Annotated in this window: 17 protein-coding genes; 15 read left to right on the top strand and 2 right to left on the bottom strand. The window is 58.0% G+C overall.

Features of this window, described 5'->3' with window-relative positions:
* The first annotated feature begins 152 nt into the window (after window positions 1-152).
* Both M5B43_RS13405 and M5B43_RS13400 read left to right on the top strand, forming a co-directional pair.
* Window positions 153-464, top strand: coding sequence for a DUF485 domain-containing protein (locus tag M5B43_RS13405; RefSeq protein ID WP_248750558.1), 312 nt, complete (start codon window positions 153-155; stop codon window positions 462-464).
* Window positions 461-2,119 (top strand): cation acetate symporter, encoded by a 1,659-nt coding sequence (locus tag M5B43_RS13400; RefSeq protein WP_248750557.1) that lies wholly within the window; start codon window positions 461-463, stop codon window positions 2,117-2,119. The genes M5B43_RS13405 and M5B43_RS13400 overlap by 4 nt, the downstream gene beginning before the upstream one ends.
* A 526-nt stretch (window positions 2,120-2,645) precedes the next feature.
* Here the strand turns inward: M5B43_RS13400 and gltA are convergent.
* Complete coding sequence (gene gltA, locus M5B43_RS13395) at window positions 2,646-3,935, bottom strand: citrate synthase (RefSeq protein WP_248750556.1); 1,290 nt, start codon at window positions 3,933-3,935, stop codon at window positions 2,646-2,648.
* Window positions 3,936-4,299: 364 nt separating this feature from the next.
* Between gltA and sdhC the strand changes: the two genes are divergently transcribed.
* The 11 genes from sdhC (at window position 4,300) to M5B43_RS13340 (ending at window position 18,277) form a co-directional block, all read left to right on the top strand.
* Window positions 4,300-4,674, top strand: a complete 375-nt coding sequence (gene sdhC, locus M5B43_RS13390; RefSeq protein WP_106576743.1) for a succinate dehydrogenase, cytochrome b556 subunit — start codon at window positions 4,300-4,302, stop codon at window positions 4,672-4,674.
* A complete protein-coding gene (gene sdhD / locus M5B43_RS13385; RefSeq protein ID WP_003172805.1) occupies window positions 4,668-5,036 on the top strand; it encodes a succinate dehydrogenase, hydrophobic membrane anchor protein in 369 nt (122 codons plus the stop codon). Before sdhC ends, sdhD begins: the two co-directional genes overlap by 7 nt.
* A 3-nt stretch (window positions 5,037-5,039) precedes the next feature.
* Window positions 5,040-6,812 (top strand): succinate dehydrogenase flavoprotein subunit, encoded by a 1,773-nt coding sequence (gene sdhA, locus M5B43_RS13380; RefSeq protein WP_248750555.1) that lies wholly within the window; start codon window positions 5,040-5,042, stop codon window positions 6,810-6,812.
* 11 nt (window positions 6,813-6,823) lie between these two features.
* Entirely contained in the window at window positions 6,824-7,528 is a 705-nt protein-coding gene (locus M5B43_RS13375) for a succinate dehydrogenase iron-sulfur subunit (protein WP_003172807.1), read from the top strand.
* 262 nt (window positions 7,529-7,790) lie between these two features.
* A complete protein-coding gene (locus M5B43_RS13370; RefSeq protein WP_248750554.1) occupies window positions 7,791-10,622 on the top strand; it encodes a 2-oxoglutarate dehydrogenase E1 component in 2,832 nt (943 codons plus the stop codon).
* Window positions 10,623-10,666: 44 nt separating this feature from the next.
* Window positions 10,667-11,887, top strand: a complete 1,221-nt coding sequence (gene odhB, locus M5B43_RS13365; RefSeq protein WP_248750553.1) for a 2-oxoglutarate dehydrogenase complex dihydrolipoyllysine-residue succinyltransferase — start codon at window positions 10,667-10,669, stop codon at window positions 11,885-11,887.
* A 98-nt stretch (window positions 11,888-11,985) separates the two neighbouring features.
* Window positions 11,986-13,422 (top strand): dihydrolipoyl dehydrogenase, encoded by a 1,437-nt coding sequence (lpdA, locus tag M5B43_RS13360; protein WP_248750552.1) that lies wholly within the window; start codon window positions 11,986-11,988, stop codon window positions 13,420-13,422.
* Between the two features lie 204 nt (window positions 13,423-13,626).
* Complete coding sequence (gene sucC / locus M5B43_RS13355) at window positions 13,627-14,793, top strand: ADP-forming succinate--CoA ligase subunit beta (protein ID WP_003190011.1); 1,167 nt, start codon at window positions 13,627-13,629, stop codon at window positions 14,791-14,793.
* A complete protein-coding gene (sucD, locus tag M5B43_RS13350) occupies window positions 14,793-15,674 on the top strand; it encodes a succinate--CoA ligase subunit alpha (protein ID WP_003172813.1) in 882 nt (293 codons plus the stop codon). Before sucC ends, sucD begins: the two co-directional genes overlap by 1 nt.
* A 372-nt stretch (window positions 15,675-16,046) precedes the next feature.
* A complete protein-coding gene (brnQ, locus tag M5B43_RS13345) occupies window positions 16,047-17,360 on the top strand; it encodes a branched-chain amino acid transport system II carrier protein (RefSeq protein ID WP_248750551.1) in 1,314 nt (437 codons plus the stop codon).
* A gap of 173 nt (window positions 17,361-17,533) precedes the next feature.
* Window positions 17,534-18,277: a DUF599 family protein gene (locus M5B43_RS13340; protein WP_248750550.1), complete on the top strand. Its 744-nt coding sequence runs from the start codon at window positions 17,534-17,536 to the stop codon at window positions 18,275-18,277.
* A 116-nt stretch (window positions 18,278-18,393) separates the two neighbouring features.
* On the opposite strand, the gene M5B43_RS13335 is transcribed toward M5B43_RS13340, so the two are convergent.
* Window positions 18,394-18,651, bottom strand: coding sequence for a hypothetical protein (locus M5B43_RS13335; RefSeq protein ID WP_248750549.1), 258 nt, complete (start codon window positions 18,649-18,651; stop codon window positions 18,394-18,396).
* 157 nt (window positions 18,652-18,808) lie between these two features.
* On the opposite strand from M5B43_RS13335, the gene M5B43_RS13330 reads away from it, so the two are divergent.
* Window positions 18,809-19,285 (top strand): PaaI family thioesterase, encoded by a 477-nt coding sequence (locus M5B43_RS13330; protein WP_248750548.1) that lies wholly within the window; start codon window positions 18,809-18,811, stop codon window positions 19,283-19,285.
* A complete protein-coding gene (locus tag M5B43_RS13325) occupies window positions 19,282-19,734 on the top strand; it encodes a PaaI family thioesterase (protein WP_248750547.1) in 453 nt (150 codons plus the stop codon). Before M5B43_RS13330 ends, M5B43_RS13325 begins: the two co-directional genes overlap by 4 nt.
* Window positions 19,735-19,761 lie beyond the last annotated feature (27 nt).

Raw genomic sequence — 19,761 nt, 5'->3', positions numbered from 1 at the left:
ACATTCTTTTTTGTCACCCGCAAATGTTTCTGCGCCCTCCCAATCCCTCGCTACACTCCCTCTAATACTAAGGTCGTCTGGAACCTGTTCCGCAGCCGCATACAGTGGATACGTTCCAATAATAAAAAAGCTGTGCTGCGAGGATAAAAACAATGAACGACAGCATTTACCTCTCGATTCAAAACAGCCCGCGTTTCAAGGAGCTGGTGAGAAAAAGGGAACGATTCGCCTGGACTCTCTCGGCGATCATGCTAGGGCTTTACTCCGCTTTCATCCTGTTGATTGCCTACGGGCCACAAGTGCTGGGGGCCAAAATCAGCCCCGGTTCCTCGATTACCTGGGGTATTCCCCTGGGCGTCGGACTGATTGTGTCCGCTTTCGTGCTGACCGCTATCTATGTGCGCCGGGCCAATGGTGAATTTGACGACCTGAACAATGCGATTCTCAAGGAGGCTGCGCAATGATCCGGCGTCTATTGGCTGTATTCGGCGCTTCGCTGTTTGCCCCGGCTCTTTGGGCGGCGGACGCATTGACCGGTGAAGTGCACAAGCAACCCCTGAACGTCTCGGCCATCGTGATGTTCGTCGTATTTGTCGGTGCCACTCTTTGTATCACTTACTGGGCTTCCAAGCGCAACAAGTCGGCAGCTGACTACTATGCCGCGGGCGGCAAGATCACCGGTTTCCAGAACGGCCTGGCCATTGCCGGCGACTATATGTCGGCGGCGTCCTTCCTGGGGATTTCCGCGCTGGTGTTCACCTCTGGCTATGACGGCCTGATCTACTCGATCGGCTTTCTGGTGGGCTGGCCGATCATTCTGTTCCTGATCGCCGAGCGCCTGCGTAACCTGGGCAAATATACCTTTGCCGACGTGGCGTCCTATCGCCTCGGGCAAACCCAGATCCGCAGCCTGTCGGCCTGTGGTTCGCTGGTGGTGGTGGCGTTCTACCTGATTGCGCAGATGGTCGGGGCGGGCAAGCTGATCCAACTGCTGTTCGGCCTGGACTACCATGTGGCGGTGATCCTGGTCGGCATCCTGATGTGCCTGTATGTGCTGTTCGGCGGCATGCTGGCGACCACCTGGGTACAGATCATCAAGGCCGTGCTGCTGCTGTCCGGTGCCTCGTTCATGGCGCTGATGGTGATGAAGCACGTTAACTTTGACTTCAACATGCTGTTTTCCGAGGCGATCAAGGTTCACCCTAAGGGTGAGGCGATCATGAGCCCCGGTGGCCTGGTGAAAGACCCGGTCTCCGCGTTCTCCCTGGGCCTGGCACTGATGTTCGGTACCGCCGGCCTGCCGCACATCCTGATGCGTTTCTTCACCGTCAGCGACGCCAAGGAAGCGCGCAAGAGCGTGCTGTATGCCACGGGCTTCATCGGCTACTTCTATATCCTGACCTTTATCATCGGTTTCGGCGCGATCCTGCTGGTCAGCACCAACCCGGCGTTCAAGGATGCGGCAGGCGCCTTGCTGGGCGGCAACAACATGGCGGCGGTGCACCTGGCCAACGCGGTAGGCGGCAGTATCTTCCTGGGCTTCATCTCGGCCGTGGCATTTGCCACCATCCTCGCGGTGGTTGCCGGCTTGACCCTGGCCGGCGCGTCAGCGGTGTCCCATGACCTTTACGCCAGCGTGATCAAGAAAGGCAAGGCCAACGAAAAGGATGAGATTCGCGTATCGAAGATCACCACCATCGCCTTGGGCGTCCTGGCGATCGGCCTGGGTATCCTGTTCGAAAGCCAGAACATTGCGTTCATGGTCGGCCTGGCGTTCTCGATTGCCGCCAGCTGTAACTTCCCGGTGTTGCTGCTTTCCATGTACTGGAAAAACCTCACCACCCGCGGTGCGATGATTGGCGGCTGGCTGGGCTTGATCAGTGCCGTGGGCCTGATGATCCTGGGCCCGACCATCTGGGTCTCGATCCTTCACCATGAAAAAGCCATCTTCCCGTACGAGTACCCGGCGCTGTTCTCGATGATCATTGCGTTCATCGGCATTTGGTTCTTCTCCATCACCGACAAGTCGGCGGCGGCAGAGAAAGAGCGTGCGCTGTACTTCCCGCAGTTTGTGCGTTCGCAGACTGGCCTGGGGGCGAGTGGGGCAGTACAGCACTGAAGCAGCTTTAAGCTACAAGCTGCAAGCAGTGCTGTGTAGAGAGATACCCCTGTAGAGATGCAGGGGTATTTTTTTGGCGGTGTGCCTGTTAGACCACCAACGACAGCTGCATGCTGAAGTACTGTTTGACCAGCCAGCCCCTCGCATCAGATGGGCGAGTACCAAAAACCGGCGTCTGACTCGGTCAGCATGTGGGAGGGGGCTTGCTCCCGATTACAGTGGGTCAGCTAAGAACAAGTTGGCTGATCCACCACTATCGGGGGCAAGCCCCCTCCCACATTTGTTTTGCGGTGTGCCTGTTAGACCACCAACGACAGCAGCATGATGAAGTACTGCTTGACCGGCCAGCCCCCCGCATCAGATGGGCGAGTACCAAAAACCGGCGCCTGACTCGGTCAACATGTGGGAGGGAGCAAGCCCCCTCCCACATTTTTTTGCTGGCGGCTTATAGCTTGAAGCTTGCAGCTCACTAAATCCCAGCCAAAAAAAACGGCCTCATCAAGAGGCCGTTTTATTGGGCTGGGATTTAGTGCCGATCTTCCAGCTGGGTAATGTCACGCGACTCGTAGCCGGTGTACAGCTGGCGCGGACGGCCAATCTTGTACGGGCTGGAGAGCATTTCTTTCCAGTGGGAGATCCAGCCCACGGTCCGCGCCAGGGCGAAGATCACGGTGAACATGCTGGTTGGAATGCCGATCGCCTTGAGGATGATCCCCGAGTAGAAGTCGACGTTCGGGTACAGCGAGCGTTCGATGAAGTACGGGTCGGTCAGGGCGATCTCTTCCAGGCGCATGGCCAGTTCGAGTTGCGGATCGTTCTTGATGCCCAGTTCCTTCAACACTTCGTCGCAGGTCTGCTTCATCACGGTGGCGCGCGGGTCGCGGTTCTTGTAGACCCGGTGACCGAAGCCCATCAGTTTGAACGGATCGTTCTTGTCCTTGGCCTTGGCGATGAACGTGTCGATGTTCGAGACATCACCGATTTCATCGAGCATGGTCAATACGGCTTCGTTCGCACCGCCGTGGGCAGGGCCCCACAGTGCGGCGATACCGGCGGCGATACAGGCGAACGGGTTGGCACCCGAAGAACCGGCCAGACGTACGGTGGAGGTGGAGGCGTTCTGCTCGTGGTCGGCGTGGAGGATGAAGATCTTGTCCATCGCCTTGGCCAGCACCGGGCTGATCGGTTTGATCTCGCACGGGGTGTTGAACATCATGTGCAGGAAGTTTTCCGCGTACGTCAGGTCGTTGCGCGGGTACATCATGGGCTGGCCCATGGAGTACTTGTAAACCATCGCTGCCAGGGTCGGCATCTTGGCGACCAGGCGAATCGCGGAAATTTCGCGATGTTGCGGGTTATTGATGTCGAGGGAGTCGTGATAGAAGGCCGACAGGGCGCCAACCACGCCGCACATGACGGCCATCGGGTGGGCGTCGCGACGGAAGCCGTTGAAGAAGGTCTTCAACTGCTCGTGAACCATGGTGTGGTTCTTCACGGTGCTGACGAACTGGGCTTTTTGCTCGGCTGTTGGCAGTTCGCCATTTAGCAGCAGGTAGCAAGTTTCCAGGTAGTCCGACTTCTCAGCCAGTTGCTCGATCGGGTAGCCGCGGTGCAGCAAGATGCCATTGTCACCATCGATATAGGTGATCTTCGACTCGCAAGAGGCGGTCGACATGAAGCCTGGGTCGAATGTGAAACGGCCCGTGGCCGTCAGGCCCCGTACGTCGATAACATCGGGACCAACGGTGCCGGTTAAAATGGGCAGCTCGACGGGGGCTGCGCCCTCGATGATCAACTGCGCTTTTTTGTCAGCCATGTGGCCTCCTATTTATGCTTCAAATCATCAGACAGACCCCCCACGCAGGGCCCGCACCACTATAGTGAGATAAATTCAGATGTCAATTTGCCTAAAGTCTTGCTCCAGAAGGCTTTAACCGTACTTTTTCCTCGAAATTGACTGCCATTTACGCCTTTTATCCCGCCAGCGCAATCAGCTATTAGGGTGAGGTGTGCGCGTTGTCATTAGTAACCTAACTGTCTATACTCGGCCACCGACCGCCAAGGGCTTTTGGGCTTGCTTTCATTGGGGGTCGCACTCCCTGGGTGGTGCTTACCTGACCAGTGCACTCCCCAACAACTTTGCCCTGATTGTTAGGGGCTCTTCAGTGTGAAAAAAAGCCGTGAATAGCCAACGACCTGTAAACCTAGACCTAAGGACCATCAAACTCCCCATCACCGGCGTTACGTCGTTCCTGCACCGTGTTTCCGGCATCATCCTGTTCCTGGGCTTGGGCATCATGCTTTATGCATTGAGCAAATCCCTGGGTTCCGAGGAAGGTTTTGCCGAGGTGAAGGCATGCTTGACCAGCCCGCTGGCCAAGTTCGTAGCATGGGGCCTCCTGTCCGCTCTGCTGTATCACCTGGTAGCCGGTGTGCGCCACTTGATCATGGATATGGGCATCGGTGAGACGCTGGAAGGCGGCCGCCTGGGCTCGAAAATCATCATCGCCATTTCCGTGGTGCTGATCGTTCTGGCAGGAGTTTGGATATGGTAACCAGCGTTACGAACCTTTCGCGTTCGGGCCTCTATGATTGGATGGCGCAGCGTGTGTCTGCGGTCGTTCTCGCGGCTTATTTCATTTTCCTGATCGGATACCTCGTCGCAAACCCGGGCATTGGCTATGAGCAATGGCACGGCCTGTTTTCCCACAATGCGATGCGAATCTTCAGTCTGCTGGCACTGGTAGCCCTGGGCGCTCACGCCTGGGTTGGCATGTGGACCATCGCGACTGACTACCTGACGCCGATGGCGCTGGGCAAGTCCGCGACAGCAGTACGGTTTCTCTTCCAGGCAGTATGCGGCGTTGCGATGTTCGCTTACTTCGTCTGGGGTGTGCAGATTCTTTGGGGTATCTGATTCATGGCTAACATTCCAACTATTTCCTTCGACGCCATCATTATTGGTGGCGGCGGTGCTGGCATGCGCGCAGCGCTGCAGCTGGCCCAGGGCGGTCACAAGACTGCCGTGATCACCAAGGTGTTCCCGACGCGTTCCCACACCGTTTCGGCCCAGGGTGGTATCACCTGCGCCATCGCGTCCGCCGACCCGAACGATGACTGGCGCTGGCACATGTACGATACCGTCAAGGGTTCCGACTACATCGGCGACCAGGACGCTATCGAGTACATGTGTCAGGAAGGCCCTGCGGCGGTGTTCGAGCTGGACCACATGGGTCTGCCGTTCTCCCGTACCGAGCAGGGTCGTATCTACCAGCGTCCATTCGGCGGCCAGTCGAAGGATTACGGTAAAGGCGGCCAGGCTGCCCGTACTTGCGCGGCATCCGACCGTACCGGTCACGCGTTGCTGCACACCCTTTATCAGGGCAACCTGAAGGCCGGCACCACGTTCCTGAACGAGTACTACGCGGTTGACCTGGTCAAGAACGCGCAAGGCGAGTTCGTCGGTGTGATCGCCATCTGCATCGAAACCGGTGAAACCACCTACATCCGCGCCAAGGCTACCGTTCTGGCGACTGGCGGTGCAGGTCGTATCTACGCTTCGACCACCAATGCCCTGATCAACACCGGTGACGGCGTCGGCATGGCACTGCGTGCCGGCGTGCCGGTACAAGACATTGAAATGTGGCAGTTCCACCCGACTGGTATCGCCGGCGCCGGTGTACTGGTGACCGAAGGTTGCCGTGGTGAAGGCGGTTACCTGATCAACAAGCACGGCGAGCGTTTCATGGAGCGTTATGCTCCGAACGCCAAAGACTTGGCTGGTCGTGACGTTGTGGCCCGTTCGATGGTTAAAGAAATCATCGCCGGCAACGGCTGTGGCCCGAATGGCGACCACGTACTGCTCAAGCTCGATCACCTCGGTGAAGAAGTCCTGCACAGCCGCCTGCCAGGCATCTGCGAGCTGTCCAAGACCTTTGCTCACGTTGACCCGGTGGTTGCTCCGGTTCCAGTCGTTCCGACTTGCCACTATATGATGGGCGGCGTGCCGACCAACATTCATGGCCAGGCGATCACCCAGAACGCCGAAGGCCAGGACGAGATCATTCATGGTCTGTTCGCGGTCGGTGAAGTGGCGTGCGTATCGGTACACGGTGCCAACCGCCTGGGCGGCAACTCGCTGCTCGACCTGGTGGTATTCGGCCGCGCGGCCGGCCTGCACCTGGAAAAGGCGCTGACCGACGGCATCGAATACGATGACGCGACCGACGCCAACATCGAAGCTGCCCTGGCGCGCCTGAACGCTCTGAACGAGCGTACCGATGGCGAAGACGTGGCGACCCTGCGTCGCGAGCTGCAAAACTGCATGCAGAACTACTTCGGTGTATTCCGTACCGGCGAATACATGCAGAAGGGTATCGCCCAGTTGGCCGACCTGCGCAAGCGTATCGCCAACGTCAAGATCAACGATAAGAGCCAGGCGTTCAACACCGCTCGTATCGAAGCCCTTGAACTGCAAAACCTGTTGGAAGTGGCTGAAGCGACTGCGATCGCCGCCGAGGTTCGTAAAGAATCCCGTGGTGCTCACGCTCGTGAAGACTATGAAGATCGCGACGACGAAAACTGGTTGTGCCACACCCTGTACTTCCCGGGTGACAAGCGCGTAACCAAGCGTGCCGTGAACTTCTCGCCGAAGACGGTTCCGACGTTTGAACCGAAGATTCGGACTTACTAAGGGTGGCTGCCATGTTGAAAGTCAGTGTTTATCGCTACAACCCTGATCAGGACGCTGCGCCGTTCATGCAGGAATTCCAGGTCGATACCGGTGGTAAAGACCTGATGGTGCTGGACGTGCTGGCCCTGATCAAAGAGCAGGACGAAGGTTTCTCCTATCGTCGCTCTTGCCGTGAAGGTGTTTGCGGTTCCGACGGCATGAACATCAACGGCAAAAACGGCCTGGCGTGCATCACGCCGCTGTCCGCCGTGGTGAAAGGCAACAAGCTGATCGTTCGTCCACTGCCAGGTTTGCCGGTTATCCGTGACCTGGTTGTCGATATGAGCATCTTCTACAAGCAATACGAGAAAGTTAAGCCGTTCCTGCAGAACGACACGCCGGCTCCGGCCATCGAGCGTCTGCAGTCCCCTGAAGAGCGTGAAAAGCTCGATGGCCTGTACGAGTGCATCCTGTGCGCTTGCTGCTCGACTTCGTGCCCGTCCTTCTGGTGGAACCCGGACAAGTTCCTGGGTCCAGCTGCCCTGCTGCAAGCGTACCGCTTCCTGGCAGACAGCCGTGATACCAAGACGTCCGAGCGCCTGGCTTCACTGGATGACCCGTTCAGCGTATTCCGCTGCCGCGGGATCATGAACTGCGTCAACGTATGTCCCAAGGGCCTGAACCCGACTAAGGCCATTGGTCATATCCGTAACATGCTGCTGCAAAGCGGCGTGTAACTGACGTTGTAGTAAAAGCAGGACCGTTGTGCCCGTAAATGCTACGGCGCAGGCTTCAACCGGCGCCGTAGTTTTAACTTGAGCAGCGACTTACAAAGCCGCAGCTCTTATTTTGAAGAAATGAGACAAGCAGGGGCATTCGGGTTGGTACCCGAACTATCAGCGTGATCCTAAGTGGCTTGTTTTGGTCGCTGCACTTGGCCTTTTGCAAGCAAACTCGGTGTTTTCGCCGGTGGTGTCCCCAAATCGAGGGTGACCAAGCATGCAAGAAAGCGTGATGCAGCGCATGTGGAACAGCGGCTATCTTTCAGGTGGTAACGCTGCCTATGTGGAAGAGCTTTATGAGCTCTACCTGCACGACCCTAACGCTGTGCCAGAAGAATGGCGCACCAAATTTCAGACGTTGTCTTCAGACGGCAACGCTGCCACCGATGTATCGCACGCAACAATTCGCGATCAGTTTGTGCTGCTGGCAAAGAACCAGCGCCGCGCCCAACCGGTTTCCGCCGGCAGCGTGAGCAGTGAGCATGAGAAGAAGCAAGTTGAAGTATTGCGACTGATCCAGGCTTACCGGATGCGTGGCCACCAGGCGGCCCAGCTTGACCCGCTGGGGCTCTGGAAGCGTCCTGCACCTGCAGACCTGTCGATCAATCATTACGGCTTGACCAATGCCGATCTTGATACGACCTTCCGTGCCGGCGACCTGTTCATCGGCAAAGAGGAAGCGAGCCTACGCGAAATTCACGAAGCGTTGCAGCAGACATATTGCCGCACCATCGGCGCTGAGTTTACGCACATCACCGATTCCGAGCAGCGCCACTGGTTCCAGCATCGCCTGGAAGGCGTGCGTGGGCGTCCGGTGTTGTCCGCCGATGTCCGCAGCCACCTGCTTGAGCGCGTGACCGCGGCCGAGGGCCTCGAGAAATACCTGGGCACCAAATACCCAGGCACCAAGCGCTTCGGCCTGGAAGGCGGCGAAAGCCTGATTCCGATGCTCGACGAGCTGATCCAGCGTTCCGGTTCCTATGGCACCAAGGAAATTGTGATCGGCATGGCGCACCGTGGTCGCCTGAACGTGTTGGTCAACACCTTCGGCAAGAACCCACGCGAGCTGTTCGACGAGTTCGAAGGCAAGAAGAAGGTCGAGCTGGGTTCCGGTGACGTTAAATACCACCAGGGCTTCTCGTCCAACGTGATGACCACCGGCGGTGAAGTTCACCTGGCCATGGCGTTCAACCCATCCCACCTGGAAATCGTTTCTCCAGTGGTCGAGGGTTCGGTACGTGCTCGCCAGGACCGTCGTAACGATTCCACCGGTGAGAAGGTCCTGCCGATTTCCATCCACGGTGACGCGGCGTTCGCCGGTCAGGGTGTGGTCCTGGAAACGTTCCAGATGTCGCAGACTCGCGGCTTCAAGACCGGCGGTACCGTTCACATCGTCATCAACAACCAGGTGGGCTTCACCATCAGCAACCCGTTGGACGCGCGCTCCACCGAGTACGCCACCGACGTTGCCAAGATGATCCAGGCCCCGATCCTCCATGTGAATGGTGATGATCCGGAAGCCGTGCTGTTCGTGACCCAACTGGCTGTCGACTACCGCATGCAGTTCAAGCGTGACGTGGTCATCGACCTGGTTTGCTACCGCCGTCGCGGTCACAACGAAGCCGACGAGCCAAGCGGCACCCAGCCGCTGATGTACCAGCAGATCACCAAGCAGCGCACCACCCGTGAGCTGTACGCCGAAAGCCTGATCAAGGCTGGTGTGGTTGACGATGCGCGTGTTCAGGCGAAAGTCGACGAATACCGCAACGCGCTGGACAATGGTCTGCATGTAGTAAAAAGCCTGGTCAAAGAGCCGAACAAAGAGCTGTTCGTTGACTGGCGCCCGTACCTGGGTCACACCTGGACTGCGCGTCACGACACCTCGTTCGACCTCAAGACCTTGCAGGAACTGTCCGCCAAGCTACTGGAAATTCCAGAGGGCTTCGTCGTACAGCGCCAGGTTGCGAAGATCTACGAAGACCGTCAGAAGATGCAAGCCGGCGGCCTGCCGATCAACTGGGGTTACGCCGAAACCATGGCGTACGCGACCCTGGCGTTCGAAGGTCACCCGATCCGCATGACCGGCCAGGACATCGGCCGTGGTACGTTCTCGCACCGTCACGCGGTTCTGCACAACCAGAAAGACGCAAGCACCTACATTCCGCTGCAACACCTGTACGAAGGCCAGCCACGTTTCGACCTGTACGATTCGTTCCTGTCCGAAGAAGCCGTACTGGCGTTCGAATACGGCTACTCGACCACCACGCCGAATGCGCTGGTGATCTGGGAGGCCCAGTTCGGTGACTTTGCCAACGGTGCCCAGGTGGTTATCGACCAGTTCATCACCAGCGGCGAGCACAAGTGGGGTCGCCTGTGCGGTCTGACCATGCTGCTGCCACACGGTTATGAAGGTCAGGGTCCGGAGCACTCCTCGGCCCGTCTGGAGCGTTACCTGCAGCTGTGCGCCGAGCACAACATCCAGGTGTGCGTGCCGACTACGCCGGCCCAGATCTACCACTTGCTGCGTCGCCAGGTGATCCGCCCGCTGCGCAAGCCGCTGGTAGTGCTGACTCCGAAATCGCTGTTGCGTCACAAATTGGCCATCTCGACCCTGGAAGATCTGGCTGAAGGTTCGTTCCAGACCGTTATTCCAGAAATCGACACACTGGACGCCGCCAAGGTCACTCGCCTGATCCTGTGCAGCGGCAAGGTCTACTACGATCTGCTGGAAAAACGCCGTGCCGAAGGCCGCGAAGACATCGCTATCGTGCGTATCGAGCAGCTTTACCCGTTCCCGGAAGATGACCTCATGGAGATCATCGCGCCTTACACCAACCTCACCCATGTGGTGTGGTGTCAGGAAGAACCGATGAACCAGGGCGCCTGGTACAGCAGCCAGCATCACCTGCGTCGCAGCATCGGTAACCACAACAAGGCCCTGGGCCTGGAGTATGCCGGTCGTGATGCTTCTGCTGCACCTGCTTGTGGTTATGCGTCGATGCACGCCGAGCAGCAGGAAAAACTGCTGCAAGATGCTTTCACTGTTTAACGCCTTCGCGCTGACTGAAACCGAATTTTAAGGACCTACAGATAATGGCTATCGAAATCAAAGCCCCGTCATTCCCGGAATCGGTTGCCGATGGCACCGTTGCCACCTGGCACAAGAAACCAGGCGACGCCGTCAAGCGTGACGACCTGATCGTCGACATCGAGACTGACAAAGTCGTACTGGAAGTGTTGGCCGAAGCCGACGGCGTCCTGGGCGCAATCGTTGCCAACGAAGGCGATACCGTCCTGTCCAACCAGGTGCTGGGTTCGATCGAGGAGGGCACTGCTGCTGCCGCTGCTCCTGCCGCCGCTGCTGCACCGGCTGCCGCTTCTGCTGCTGCCCCGGCTGCCGCCGACGAAGACGCGATTGCTGCACCCGCCGCTCGCAAGCTGGCCGAAGAAAACGGCATCAACCTGGCCACCATCAAAGGCACCGGCAAAGATGGCCGCGTGACCAAGGAAGACGTGGTTGCTGCTGTTGAAGCCAAGAAAAACGCTCCGGCTGCTGCGCCTGCCAAGGCCGCTGCCCCGGCTGCCGCTGCTCCTGTGTTCGCTGCCGGCGACCGCACCGAGAAGCGCGTACCGATGACCCGTGTACGTGCCACCGTGGCCAAGCGCCTGGTTGAAGCACAGTCGAACATGGCGATGCTGACCACGTTCAACGAAGTCGACATGACCGAAGTCATGGCCCTGCGTTCGAAGTACAAGGATCTGTTCGAGAAGTCCCACAACGGCGTGCGCCTGGGCTTCATGTCGTTCTTCGTGAAAGCGGCCACCGAAGCGCTGAAACGCTTCCCGGCAGTCAACGCTTCCATCGACGGCGGCGACATCGTTTACCACGGCTATGCAGACGTCGGCGTTGCCGTGTCCAGCGACCGTGGCCTGGTCGTACCGGTTCTGCGTAACGCCGAACTGATGAGCCTGGCTGAAATCGAAGGCGGCATTGCCGGCTTCGGCAAGAAAGCCCGTGACGGCAAGCTGACCATCGACGAGATGACCGGCGGTACTTTCACCATCACCAACGGTGGTACCTTCGGTTCGATGATGTCGACGCCGATCGTCAACCCACCACAAGCTGCGATCCTGGGCATGCACAACATCATCCAGCGTCCGATGGCCATCAACGGCCAAGTCGTGATCCGCCCGATGATGTACCTGGCACTGTCTTACGATCACCGCCTGATCGATGGTAAAGAAGCCGTGACTTTCCTGGTGACCATCAAGAATCTGCTGGAAGACCCGGCTCGCTTGCTCCTGGATATTTGATTGGAGCAGCTTCAAGTTGCGAGCTGCAAGCTGCAAGTAAACGCAGTTTGGCTTGCAGCTTGCGGCTTGACGCTTGACGCTAATAGAGGATCTATTTCATGACACAGAAATTTGACGTTGTAGTGATTGGTGCTGGCCCTGGCGGTTATGTTGCTGCGATCAAGGCCGCACAACTGGGTCTCTCGACTGCTTGCATCGAAAAGTACACCGACAAGGAAGGCAAACTGGCACTGGGCGGTACCTGCCTGAACGTTGGTTGCATTCCTTCCAAGGCGCTGCTGGACAGCTCCTGGAAATTCCACGAAGCCCAAGACGGTTTCGCGATCCACGGTATTCACCATGCTGGCGTGACCATGGACGTGCCAGCAATGGTCGGCCGTAAAGCCAACATCGTTAAGGGCCTGACTTCCGGCGTTGCGACCTTGTTCAAGGCCAATGGCGTGACTTCCCTGCAAGGCCACGGCAAGCTGCTGGCCGGCAAGAAAGTTGAAATCACCAAGCCAGACGGCTCGGTTGAAATTATTGAAGCCGAGAACGTGATCCTGGCGCCAGGTTCGCGTCCAATCGACATTCCACCGGCTCCTGTTGACCAGAAGGTGATCGTTGATTCGACCGGTGCCCTGGAATTCCAAGCGGTTCCTAAGCGTCTGGGCGTGATCGGCGCTGGCGTGATCGGCCTGGAGCTGGGTTCGGTATGGTCCCGCCTGGGTTCCCAGGTGACTGTGCTGGAAGCCCTGGACACGTTCCTGCTGGCTGCCGACACCGCGGTGTCCAAAGAAGCGCTGAAAACCCTGACCAAACAAGGTCTGGACATCAAGCTGGGCGCACGCGTGACCGGTTCGAAGGTTAACGGCGAAGAAGTGGTCGTGACCTACACCGACAAGGATGGCGAGCAGACCATCACCTTCGACAAGCTGATCGTCGCCGTTGGTCGCCGTCCAGTGACCACCGACCTGCTGTCGGCTGACTGCGGTGTGACCCTCGACGAGCGCGGTTACGTGCATGTTGACGATCACTGCGCTACCACCGTGCCAGGCGTCTACGCCATCGGTGACGTGGTTCGCGGCATGATGCTGGCGCACAAGGCTTCCGAAGAAGGCATCATGGTTGTCGAGCGCATCAAGGGCCACAAAACCCAGATGAACTACGACCTGATCCCATCGGTTATCTACACCCACCCGGAAATTGCATGGGTCGGCAAGAACGAACAGCAGTTGAAAGCTGAAGGCGTTGAAGTTAACGTCGGCACCTTCCCGTTTGCCGCTTCTGGCCGTGCCATGGCAGCCAACGACACCGGTGGTTTTGTCAAAGTCATCGCTGATGCCAAGACTGACCGCGTATTGGGCGTCCACGTGATTGGCCCTGGCGCAGCAGAACTGGTTCAGCAGGGCGCAATCGGTATGGAATTCGGCACCAGTGCCGAGGACATCGGCATGATGGTCTTCTCCCATCCGACCCTGTCCGAAGCGCTGCACGAAGCCGCGTTGGCAGTGAATGGCCATGCCATCCACATCGCCAACAAGAAGAAGCGCTAAGCGAGATAATAAGAAACCACGGCGGAGTTGCCCGTCGTGAGCCTTGCGCGCAAGACTCACCGCGGAATATCCGCTGGACGCAGTCTTGCGCAGCTTTACGGGCCTTGAGCCCAGCAAGTTGCGCAAGCAGCAGTCACAGGTGGCGCGGCACTCATAATGAGCGCAGCGCCGAATGCGCAGTACCTAACGAAGACGGTAAAAAGCATGAATCTTCACGAGTATCAGGGTAAGCAGCTGTTCGCTGAATACGGCCTGCCAGTTTCCAAGGGCTACGCAGTAGACACCCCGGAAGCAGCAGCAGAAGCTTGCGACAAAATCGGCGGCAGCGAGTGGGTTGTCAAAGCCCAGGTCCACGCCGGTGGTCGCGGTAAAGCGGGCGGCGTTAAGCTGGTTCGCAGCAAAGAAGACGCCAAGGCCTTCGCACAGCAGTGGCTGGGCAAGCGTCTGGTGACTTACCAGACTGATGCCAATGGCCAGCCAGTCACCAAGATCCTGGTTGAATCGTGCACTGATATCGCTAAAGAGCTGTACCTGGGCGCTGTCGTTGACCGTTCGAGCCGTCGCATCGTGTTCATGGCTTCCACCGAAGGTGGCGTGGACATCGAGAAAATCGCTCACGAAACCCCAGAGAAAATTCTGAAGGCCACTATCGATCCACTGGTTGGCGCTCAGCCATTCCAGGGTCGTGAGCTGGCTTTCCAGCTGGGTCTGGAAGGCAAGCAAGTTGCCCAGTTCGCCAAGATCTTCGTCGGTCTGGCCAAACTGTTCCAGGATCACGATCTGGCCCTGCTGGAAGTGAACCCGCTGGTGATCAAGGCTGACGGCGATCTGCACTGCCTCGACGCCAAGATCAACATCGACGCCAACGCCATGTACCGTCAGCCTAAGCTGAAGACTTTCCACGATCCGTCGCAAGACGATCCGCGCGAAGCGCACGCTGCCAAGTTCGAACTGAACTACGTAGCCCTGGAAGGTAACATCGGTTGCATGGTCAACGGTGCTGGCCTGGCCATGGGTACCATGGACATCGTCAACCTGCATGGCGGCAAACCAGCCAACTTCCTCGACGTAGGTGGTGGTGCTACCAAGGAACGCGTGACCGAAGCGTTCAAGATCATCCTGTCCGACTCCAACGTCGCTGCAGTACTGGTCAACATCTTCGGCGGCATCGTTCGTTGCGACATGATTGCCGAAGGCATCATCGGTGCAGTGAAAGAAGTCGGCGTTAAAATCCCGGTTGTTGTTCGCCTTGAAGGTAACAACGCTGAACTGGGCGCTAAAGTACTGGCAGAAAGCGGTTTGAACATCATCGCGGCTACCAGCCTGACCGACGCTGCTCAACAAGTTGTCAAAGCTGCGGAGGGCAAATAATGAGCGTCCTGATCAATAAAGACACCAAAGTTATCTGCCAGGGTATTACCGGTTCGCAAGGTAGTTTCCACACCCAGCAAGCCATCGAATACGGCACCAAGATGGTCGGTGGCGTTACGCCTGGTAAAGGCGGTACCGAGCACCTGGGCCTGCCAGTGTTCAACACCGTGAAAGACGCTGTAGCTGCCACTGGCGCCACCGCCAGCGTGATCTACGTTCCAGCTCCTTTCTGCAAGGACTCCATCCTGGAAGCAGCATTCGGCGGCATCAAGCTGATCGTTTGCATCACCGAAGGCATTCCTACCCTGGACATGCTGGACGCTAAAGTTAAGTGCGACGAGCTGGGCGTAGTCCTGATCGGCCCTAACTGCCCAGGCGTGATCACTCCAGGCGAATGCAAGATCGGCATCATGCCAGGTCACATTCACTTGCCAGGTAAAGTCGGTATCGTTTCCCGTTCCGGCACCCTGACCTACGAAGCTGTGAAGCAGACTACTGACGCCGGTTTCGGTCAGTCGACTTGCGTCGGCATCGGCGGTGACCCGATCCCAGGCTCGAACTTCATCGACATCCTGAAGCTGTTCCAGGAAGACCCGAAGACCGAAGCGATCGTGATGATCGGTGAGATCGGCGGTTCGGCTGAAGAAGAAGCGGCTGCCTACATCAAGGCACACGTGACCAAGCCGGTTGTTTCCTACATCGCTGGTGTGACTGCCCCTGCTGGCAAGCGCATGGGCCATGCTGGCGCAATCATCTCTGGCGGCAAAGGCACAGCAGACGAGAAATTCGCTGCTCTGCAAGACGCAGGCGTTAAAACCGTGCGTTCGCTGGCAGACATCGGCAAAGCTTTGGCTGAGCTGACCGGTTGGGCTGTCAAGTAAGCCTCGCGCTTAGCTGACGCTTCACCACACAAAGGCCACCTTCGGGTGGCCTTTGTGCGTTTAAGGGCAGCTGTAAGCGGCAAGCTTTAAGCTGCAAGACCAGAGCATGCAATCTTCCTTGCCGCTTGAAGCTTGCCACTTGTCGCTGTTCTTATAAAAACACGACATCTGAATGTCGCTTATCGGACAGTTCGCCCTGCAACAGTGCGTTTGTCAGCCTAATTCTGTACTCTAGCTGCCTCTTTATGCGTCCGCCTCCCAAAAGGAAGCTGCGCGCTAGACCGGTCGGTCCCCATCAGGGCCGGCAGCAGTTCCCTCATCCATAGGGAATCCCTCTCTAAATTCCGATTCAGTAGTGTGGTATTTCCTCAAATGAAAGTGTTGAAAAGCCAGGATATCCTGGCGTTGGGCTTTATGACTTTTGCCCTGTTCGTGGGCGCTGGCAACATCATCTTCCCGCCTATCGTTGGGTTGCAGTCCGGGCCACATGTCTGGATGGCGGCACTGGGTTTCCTGATCACTGCGGTCGGTTTGCCGGTGGTCACTGTGATCGCCCTGGCCAAGGTCGGCGGCGGTATGGACGCGTTGAGCAGCCCGATCGGCAAGATCGCTGGCGGCCTGCTCGCGGCGGCGGCGTATCTGGCGGTAGGGCCGCTGTTCGCCACCCCGCGTACCGCGACGGTGTCGTTTGAAGTGGGCCTGGCGCCGCTGACCGGAGAAAGCCCGTTGGCGCTGTTCCTCTACAGCTCCGTGTACTTCCTGGTGGTGTTTTTCGTTTCCCTGTACCCGGGCCGCCTGCTGGATACCGTGGGCCGTTTCCTGGCACCGTTGAAGATCATCGCGCTGGCCATTCTCGGCATCGCCGCCTTTGCCTTGCCGGTGGGTGACGTTGGTGTCGCGACCCCGGAATACGTGGCTGCGCCGTTCTCCCAAGGTTTCATCAATGGCTACCTGACCATGGATACCCTGGGCGCCCTGGTGTTCGGTATCGTTATCGTCAATGCCATTCGCTCTCGTGGTGTCGAGTCGCCGAAGTTGATCACCCGTTACGCGATCATTGCCGGGCTGATTGCCGGCGTGGGCTTGGCGTTGGTGTACATCAGCCTGTTCCGCCTGGGCTCGGGCAGCCATGCTGTGGCCGCCGGCGCAAGCAACGGCGCAGCGGTACTGCACGCTTACGTGCAACACACGTTCGGCTCCCTGGGCAGTGGTTTCCTTGCGGTGCTGATCTCGCTGGCGTGCCTGGTCACCGCTGTTGGCCTGACCTGCGCCTGCGCCGAGTATTTCAGCCGTGTCCTGCCGCTGTCCTACAAGACCCTGGTAGTCATCCTGGCGTTGTTCTCGCTGTTCGTATCCAACTTGGGCCTGACCAAGCTGATTGCTTTCTCGATCCCGGTACTCACTGCGATCTACCCACCTTGCATCGTGCTGGTGGCTCTTAGCTTCTGCAAAGATTTCTGGCAGGAGCAGGGGCGTATTGTTGGCCCGGTGATGCTGGTGTCGTTCATCTTTGGTTGCATCGATGCGCTCAAGGGCGCGGGCCTGGCGGATTGGATGCCTGAGCAGTTGGCGCACCTGCCGCTGAGTGAGCAGGGCCTGGCGTGGCTGGTACCGTCGGTGATGATCCTGGTTGTGGCCGTGGTGGTTGATCGCATGCTCGGTAAGCGCAGCGAAGCCATCGCGTAACGAGCAGTTGTACGCGTTACTGAAATGCCTCGTATCAATCGATACGGGGCATTTTTTATGCCTATAAGGTAACAACCTTCTAGAGTTTGAATTCGGTAACTGTTGGCGCGAGCAACGCTGCGCTCACAGGTTCAGGCCGTATTTGCCTTCATCTGTTGTGTATAAGGACCCGCATGTCGTTCGTCGAAACCAATCAGATCCACCTGCTGGCTGCGCTCTGGTTTGCCCTCTGCTGGGGAGGGTATACCCGTTACGCCACCTGGAAAGCCCGTGACACCGCGTGCCTGGCCAGCGTGCTGCACTTGTACCGTGAAGACTGGATGCGTCGCATGTTGCTGCGCGACAACCGTATTGCCGATGCCAGCGTGATCGGTAACCTGGAGCGTAACGCCTCGTTCTTCGCCTCCAGTACGCTGATCATCCTCGCCGGTATTCTGACCGTACTGGGCGCTTCCGAGCGGGCCGTGTCATTGCTGGCGGACATTCCCATGGTGCAGCAGGCGTCCCAGGGGATGTCGGAGATCAAGCTGCTGTGCCTGGCACTGGTGTTCGTCTACGCCTTTTTTACCTTCAGTTGGTGCATGCGCCAGTACAACTTCGCGGCGGTCCTGGTTGGCTCGGCACCGATGATCGGTGAGCGGCAAGTCTCGGAGCAGGAGCGCAAGGCGTTCGCCTTGCGGGCGGCGCGGGTCATTTCCATGGCGGCCAACCAGTTCAACTTCGGTCTGCGTGCTTATTACTTCGGCATGACCATGCTGGCCTGGTTTGTCAGCCCCTGGTTGTTCATGTTGATGAGCAGCGGCGTCGTGCTGGTGCTGTACCGGCGCGAGTTTCATTCCGATGTCTTGCAGGTGATGGTGTATACCCCAACCGATATGCCGGTGCCGGAAGCCGTTAAAGAGACCGCGCCTTCTTAATGACGTGCAGCGGTGTGCTCAGTCCAACTTCGCGTTCTGGGTAATCAGCAGACAAAGTAAAGCCCGCTATGTAAGCGGGCTTTCTTTTTGCATCAGTGCAGCTTCACGCCATGGGATTAAGGCTTGGCGGGTTCTGCTGGTGCGGCAGGTGCGGCTTCTTTTGCTGCGGCTTCGTTCGATTCAGCCTGAGCTTTGGCAGCTTCGGCGTTTTCTTTCGCAGCGTCGTTCACTTTATCCTGTGCTTTGGCCATGTCTTTCTGAGCTTGCTCAGCATGTGCAGCGGCATCTTGGGCTTTGTCTTCGGATTTCTTGTCGCAGGCAGCCAGGCCGAGGGCAGCGGCCAGCATCATGGAAATAGCTAAAGTCTTGCGCATGGGGTGTTTCTCCTTATTGAAGATATCTACTGGCCTTTCGAGCATAAGGGGCCAGTATTAGTTCCTTTTATCCCACAGATATATATAGCTTTTCGCCAAGGAACTTTCCTTGGTGAACCCTACACCCCGGATTCACACTAATAAGAGTCTAAAACCAATGACCGAAAACCCCCTGTTAGAGCGCGCCACTCGTTTTGTTTCGGCGCTGCGCCATTGCCAAGTACTCGGCCTGGCGGTCCACGCTGCCAGCGAGGAGGGCATGACCCTTGTCCTGCCCTATGGCCCGCATATCGTCGGTGACCCTAGGACCGGCGTGATCCACGGCGGTGCGCTGACCTCATTGATGGACACTGCCTGCGGCATGGCCACCCTGTGCGTATTACCCGAGTTCGAGGTGTGCCCGACCCTGGACTTGCGCATCGACTACATGCATCCCGCCGAGCCCCATAAGCCGGTCTATGGCTTTGCTCAATGCTACCGAGTGACCGCCGACGTCATCTTCACCCGCGGCTTCGCCTATCAGGATGACCCGCAACAACCTATCGCCCATGGGGTGGGCACCTTCATGCGCATGGGCAAGCGTCTCACAGGCACTCAAGGGCTGGGCGGTATGATCAAGGGAGAACAGGCATGACGCATCGGTTCAAGACCCGTCTGGAACAAGCCCAGGCGCGTGGCAACTACGACGCACTGCTCGATCGGGTGCCCTACGCCAAGCTGATCGGCGTCGAATGCACTCGACTGGGGGATGAGTTGCTGTTTCGCCTGCCGGCCAACAAGGACAACATTGGTAACCCTATTTTGCCGGCGCTGCACGGCGGGGTGATCGCCGGTTTCATGGAGCTGTCGGCGGCGTTGCACTTGCAGGTGTTTACCGGCGCTCCGGGCCTGCCGAAAATCATCGATTTTTCCCTGGATTACCTGCGTGCGGGGCAGTTTCGCGACACCTACGCCAAATGCCAGGTATGGCGCCAGGGCCGGCGAGTCGCCAATGTGGCGATTACCGCTTGGCAAAGCACGCCGGCCGAGCCGATTGCCACTGCCCGTGCACATTTCAAAATTGAGGCGTTGTCGCGCCCTTGAAATCCTGGTCTTAGCCCCCAACTTTGA

It is taken from the genome of Pseudomonas sp. MWU15-20650 (assembly GCF_023242475.1).
In the GTDB taxonomy this organism is placed as follows: domain Bacteria; phylum Pseudomonadota; class Gammaproteobacteria; order Pseudomonadales; family Pseudomonadaceae; genus Aquipseudomonas.
The sequence above is the reverse complement of the archived record's forward strand: the minus strand, read 5'-3'. Positions and strand labels throughout refer to the sequence as shown.

Excerpts from the sequence above, each read along its gene's own strand:
- odhB (WP_248750553.1), top strand. The coding sequence starts at position 10,667 with ATGGCTATCGAAATCAAAGCCCCGTCATTCCCGGAATCGGTTGCCGAT.
- M5B43_RS13405 (WP_248750558.1), top strand. The coding sequence starts at position 153 with ATGAACGACAGCATTTACCTCTCGATTCAAAACAGCCCGCGTTTCAAG.
- sdhD (WP_003172805.1), top strand. The coding sequence starts at position 4,668 with ATGGTAACCAGCGTTACGAACCTTTCGCGTTCGGGCCTCTATGATTGG.
- lpdA (WP_248750552.1), top strand. The coding sequence starts at position 11,986 with ATGACACAGAAATTTGACGTTGTAGTGATTGGTGCTGGCCCTGGCGGT.
- sucC (WP_003190011.1), top strand. The coding sequence starts at position 13,627 with ATGAATCTTCACGAGTATCAGGGTAAGCAGCTGTTCGCTGAATACGGC.
- sdhA (WP_248750555.1), top strand. The coding sequence starts at position 5,040 with ATGGCTAACATTCCAACTATTTCCTTCGACGCCATCATTATTGGTGGC.
- M5B43_RS13330 (WP_248750548.1), top strand. The coding sequence starts at position 18,809 with ATGACCGAAAACCCCCTGTTAGAGCGCGCCACTCGTTTTGTTTCGGCG.
- brnQ (WP_248750551.1), top strand. The coding sequence starts at position 16,047 with ATGAAAGTGTTGAAAAGCCAGGATATCCTGGCGTTGGGCTTTATGACT.
- M5B43_RS13325 (WP_248750547.1), top strand. The coding sequence starts at position 19,282 with ATGACGCATCGGTTCAAGACCCGTCTGGAACAAGCCCAGGCGCGTGGC.
- M5B43_RS13340 (WP_248750550.1), top strand. The coding sequence starts at position 17,534 with ATGTCGTTCGTCGAAACCAATCAGATCCACCTGCTGGCTGCGCTCTGG.
- sucD (WP_003172813.1), top strand. The coding sequence starts at position 14,793 with ATGAGCGTCCTGATCAATAAAGACACCAAAGTTATCTGCCAGGGTATT.
- M5B43_RS13400 (WP_248750557.1), top strand. The coding sequence starts at position 461 with ATGATCCGGCGTCTATTGGCTGTATTCGGCGCTTCGCTGTTTGCCCCG.
- M5B43_RS13370 (WP_248750554.1), top strand. The coding sequence starts at position 7,791 with ATGCAAGAAAGCGTGATGCAGCGCATGTGGAACAGCGGCTATCTTTCA.
- M5B43_RS13375 (WP_003172807.1), top strand. The coding sequence starts at position 6,824 with ATGTTGAAAGTCAGTGTTTATCGCTACAACCCTGATCAGGACGCTGCG.
- gltA (WP_248750556.1), bottom strand. The coding sequence starts at position 3,935 with ATGGCTGACAAAAAAGCGCAGTTGATCATCGAGGGCGCAGCCCCCGTC.
- M5B43_RS13335 (WP_248750549.1), bottom strand. The coding sequence starts at position 18,651 with ATGCGCAAGACTTTAGCTATTTCCATGATGCTGGCCGCTGCCCTCGGC.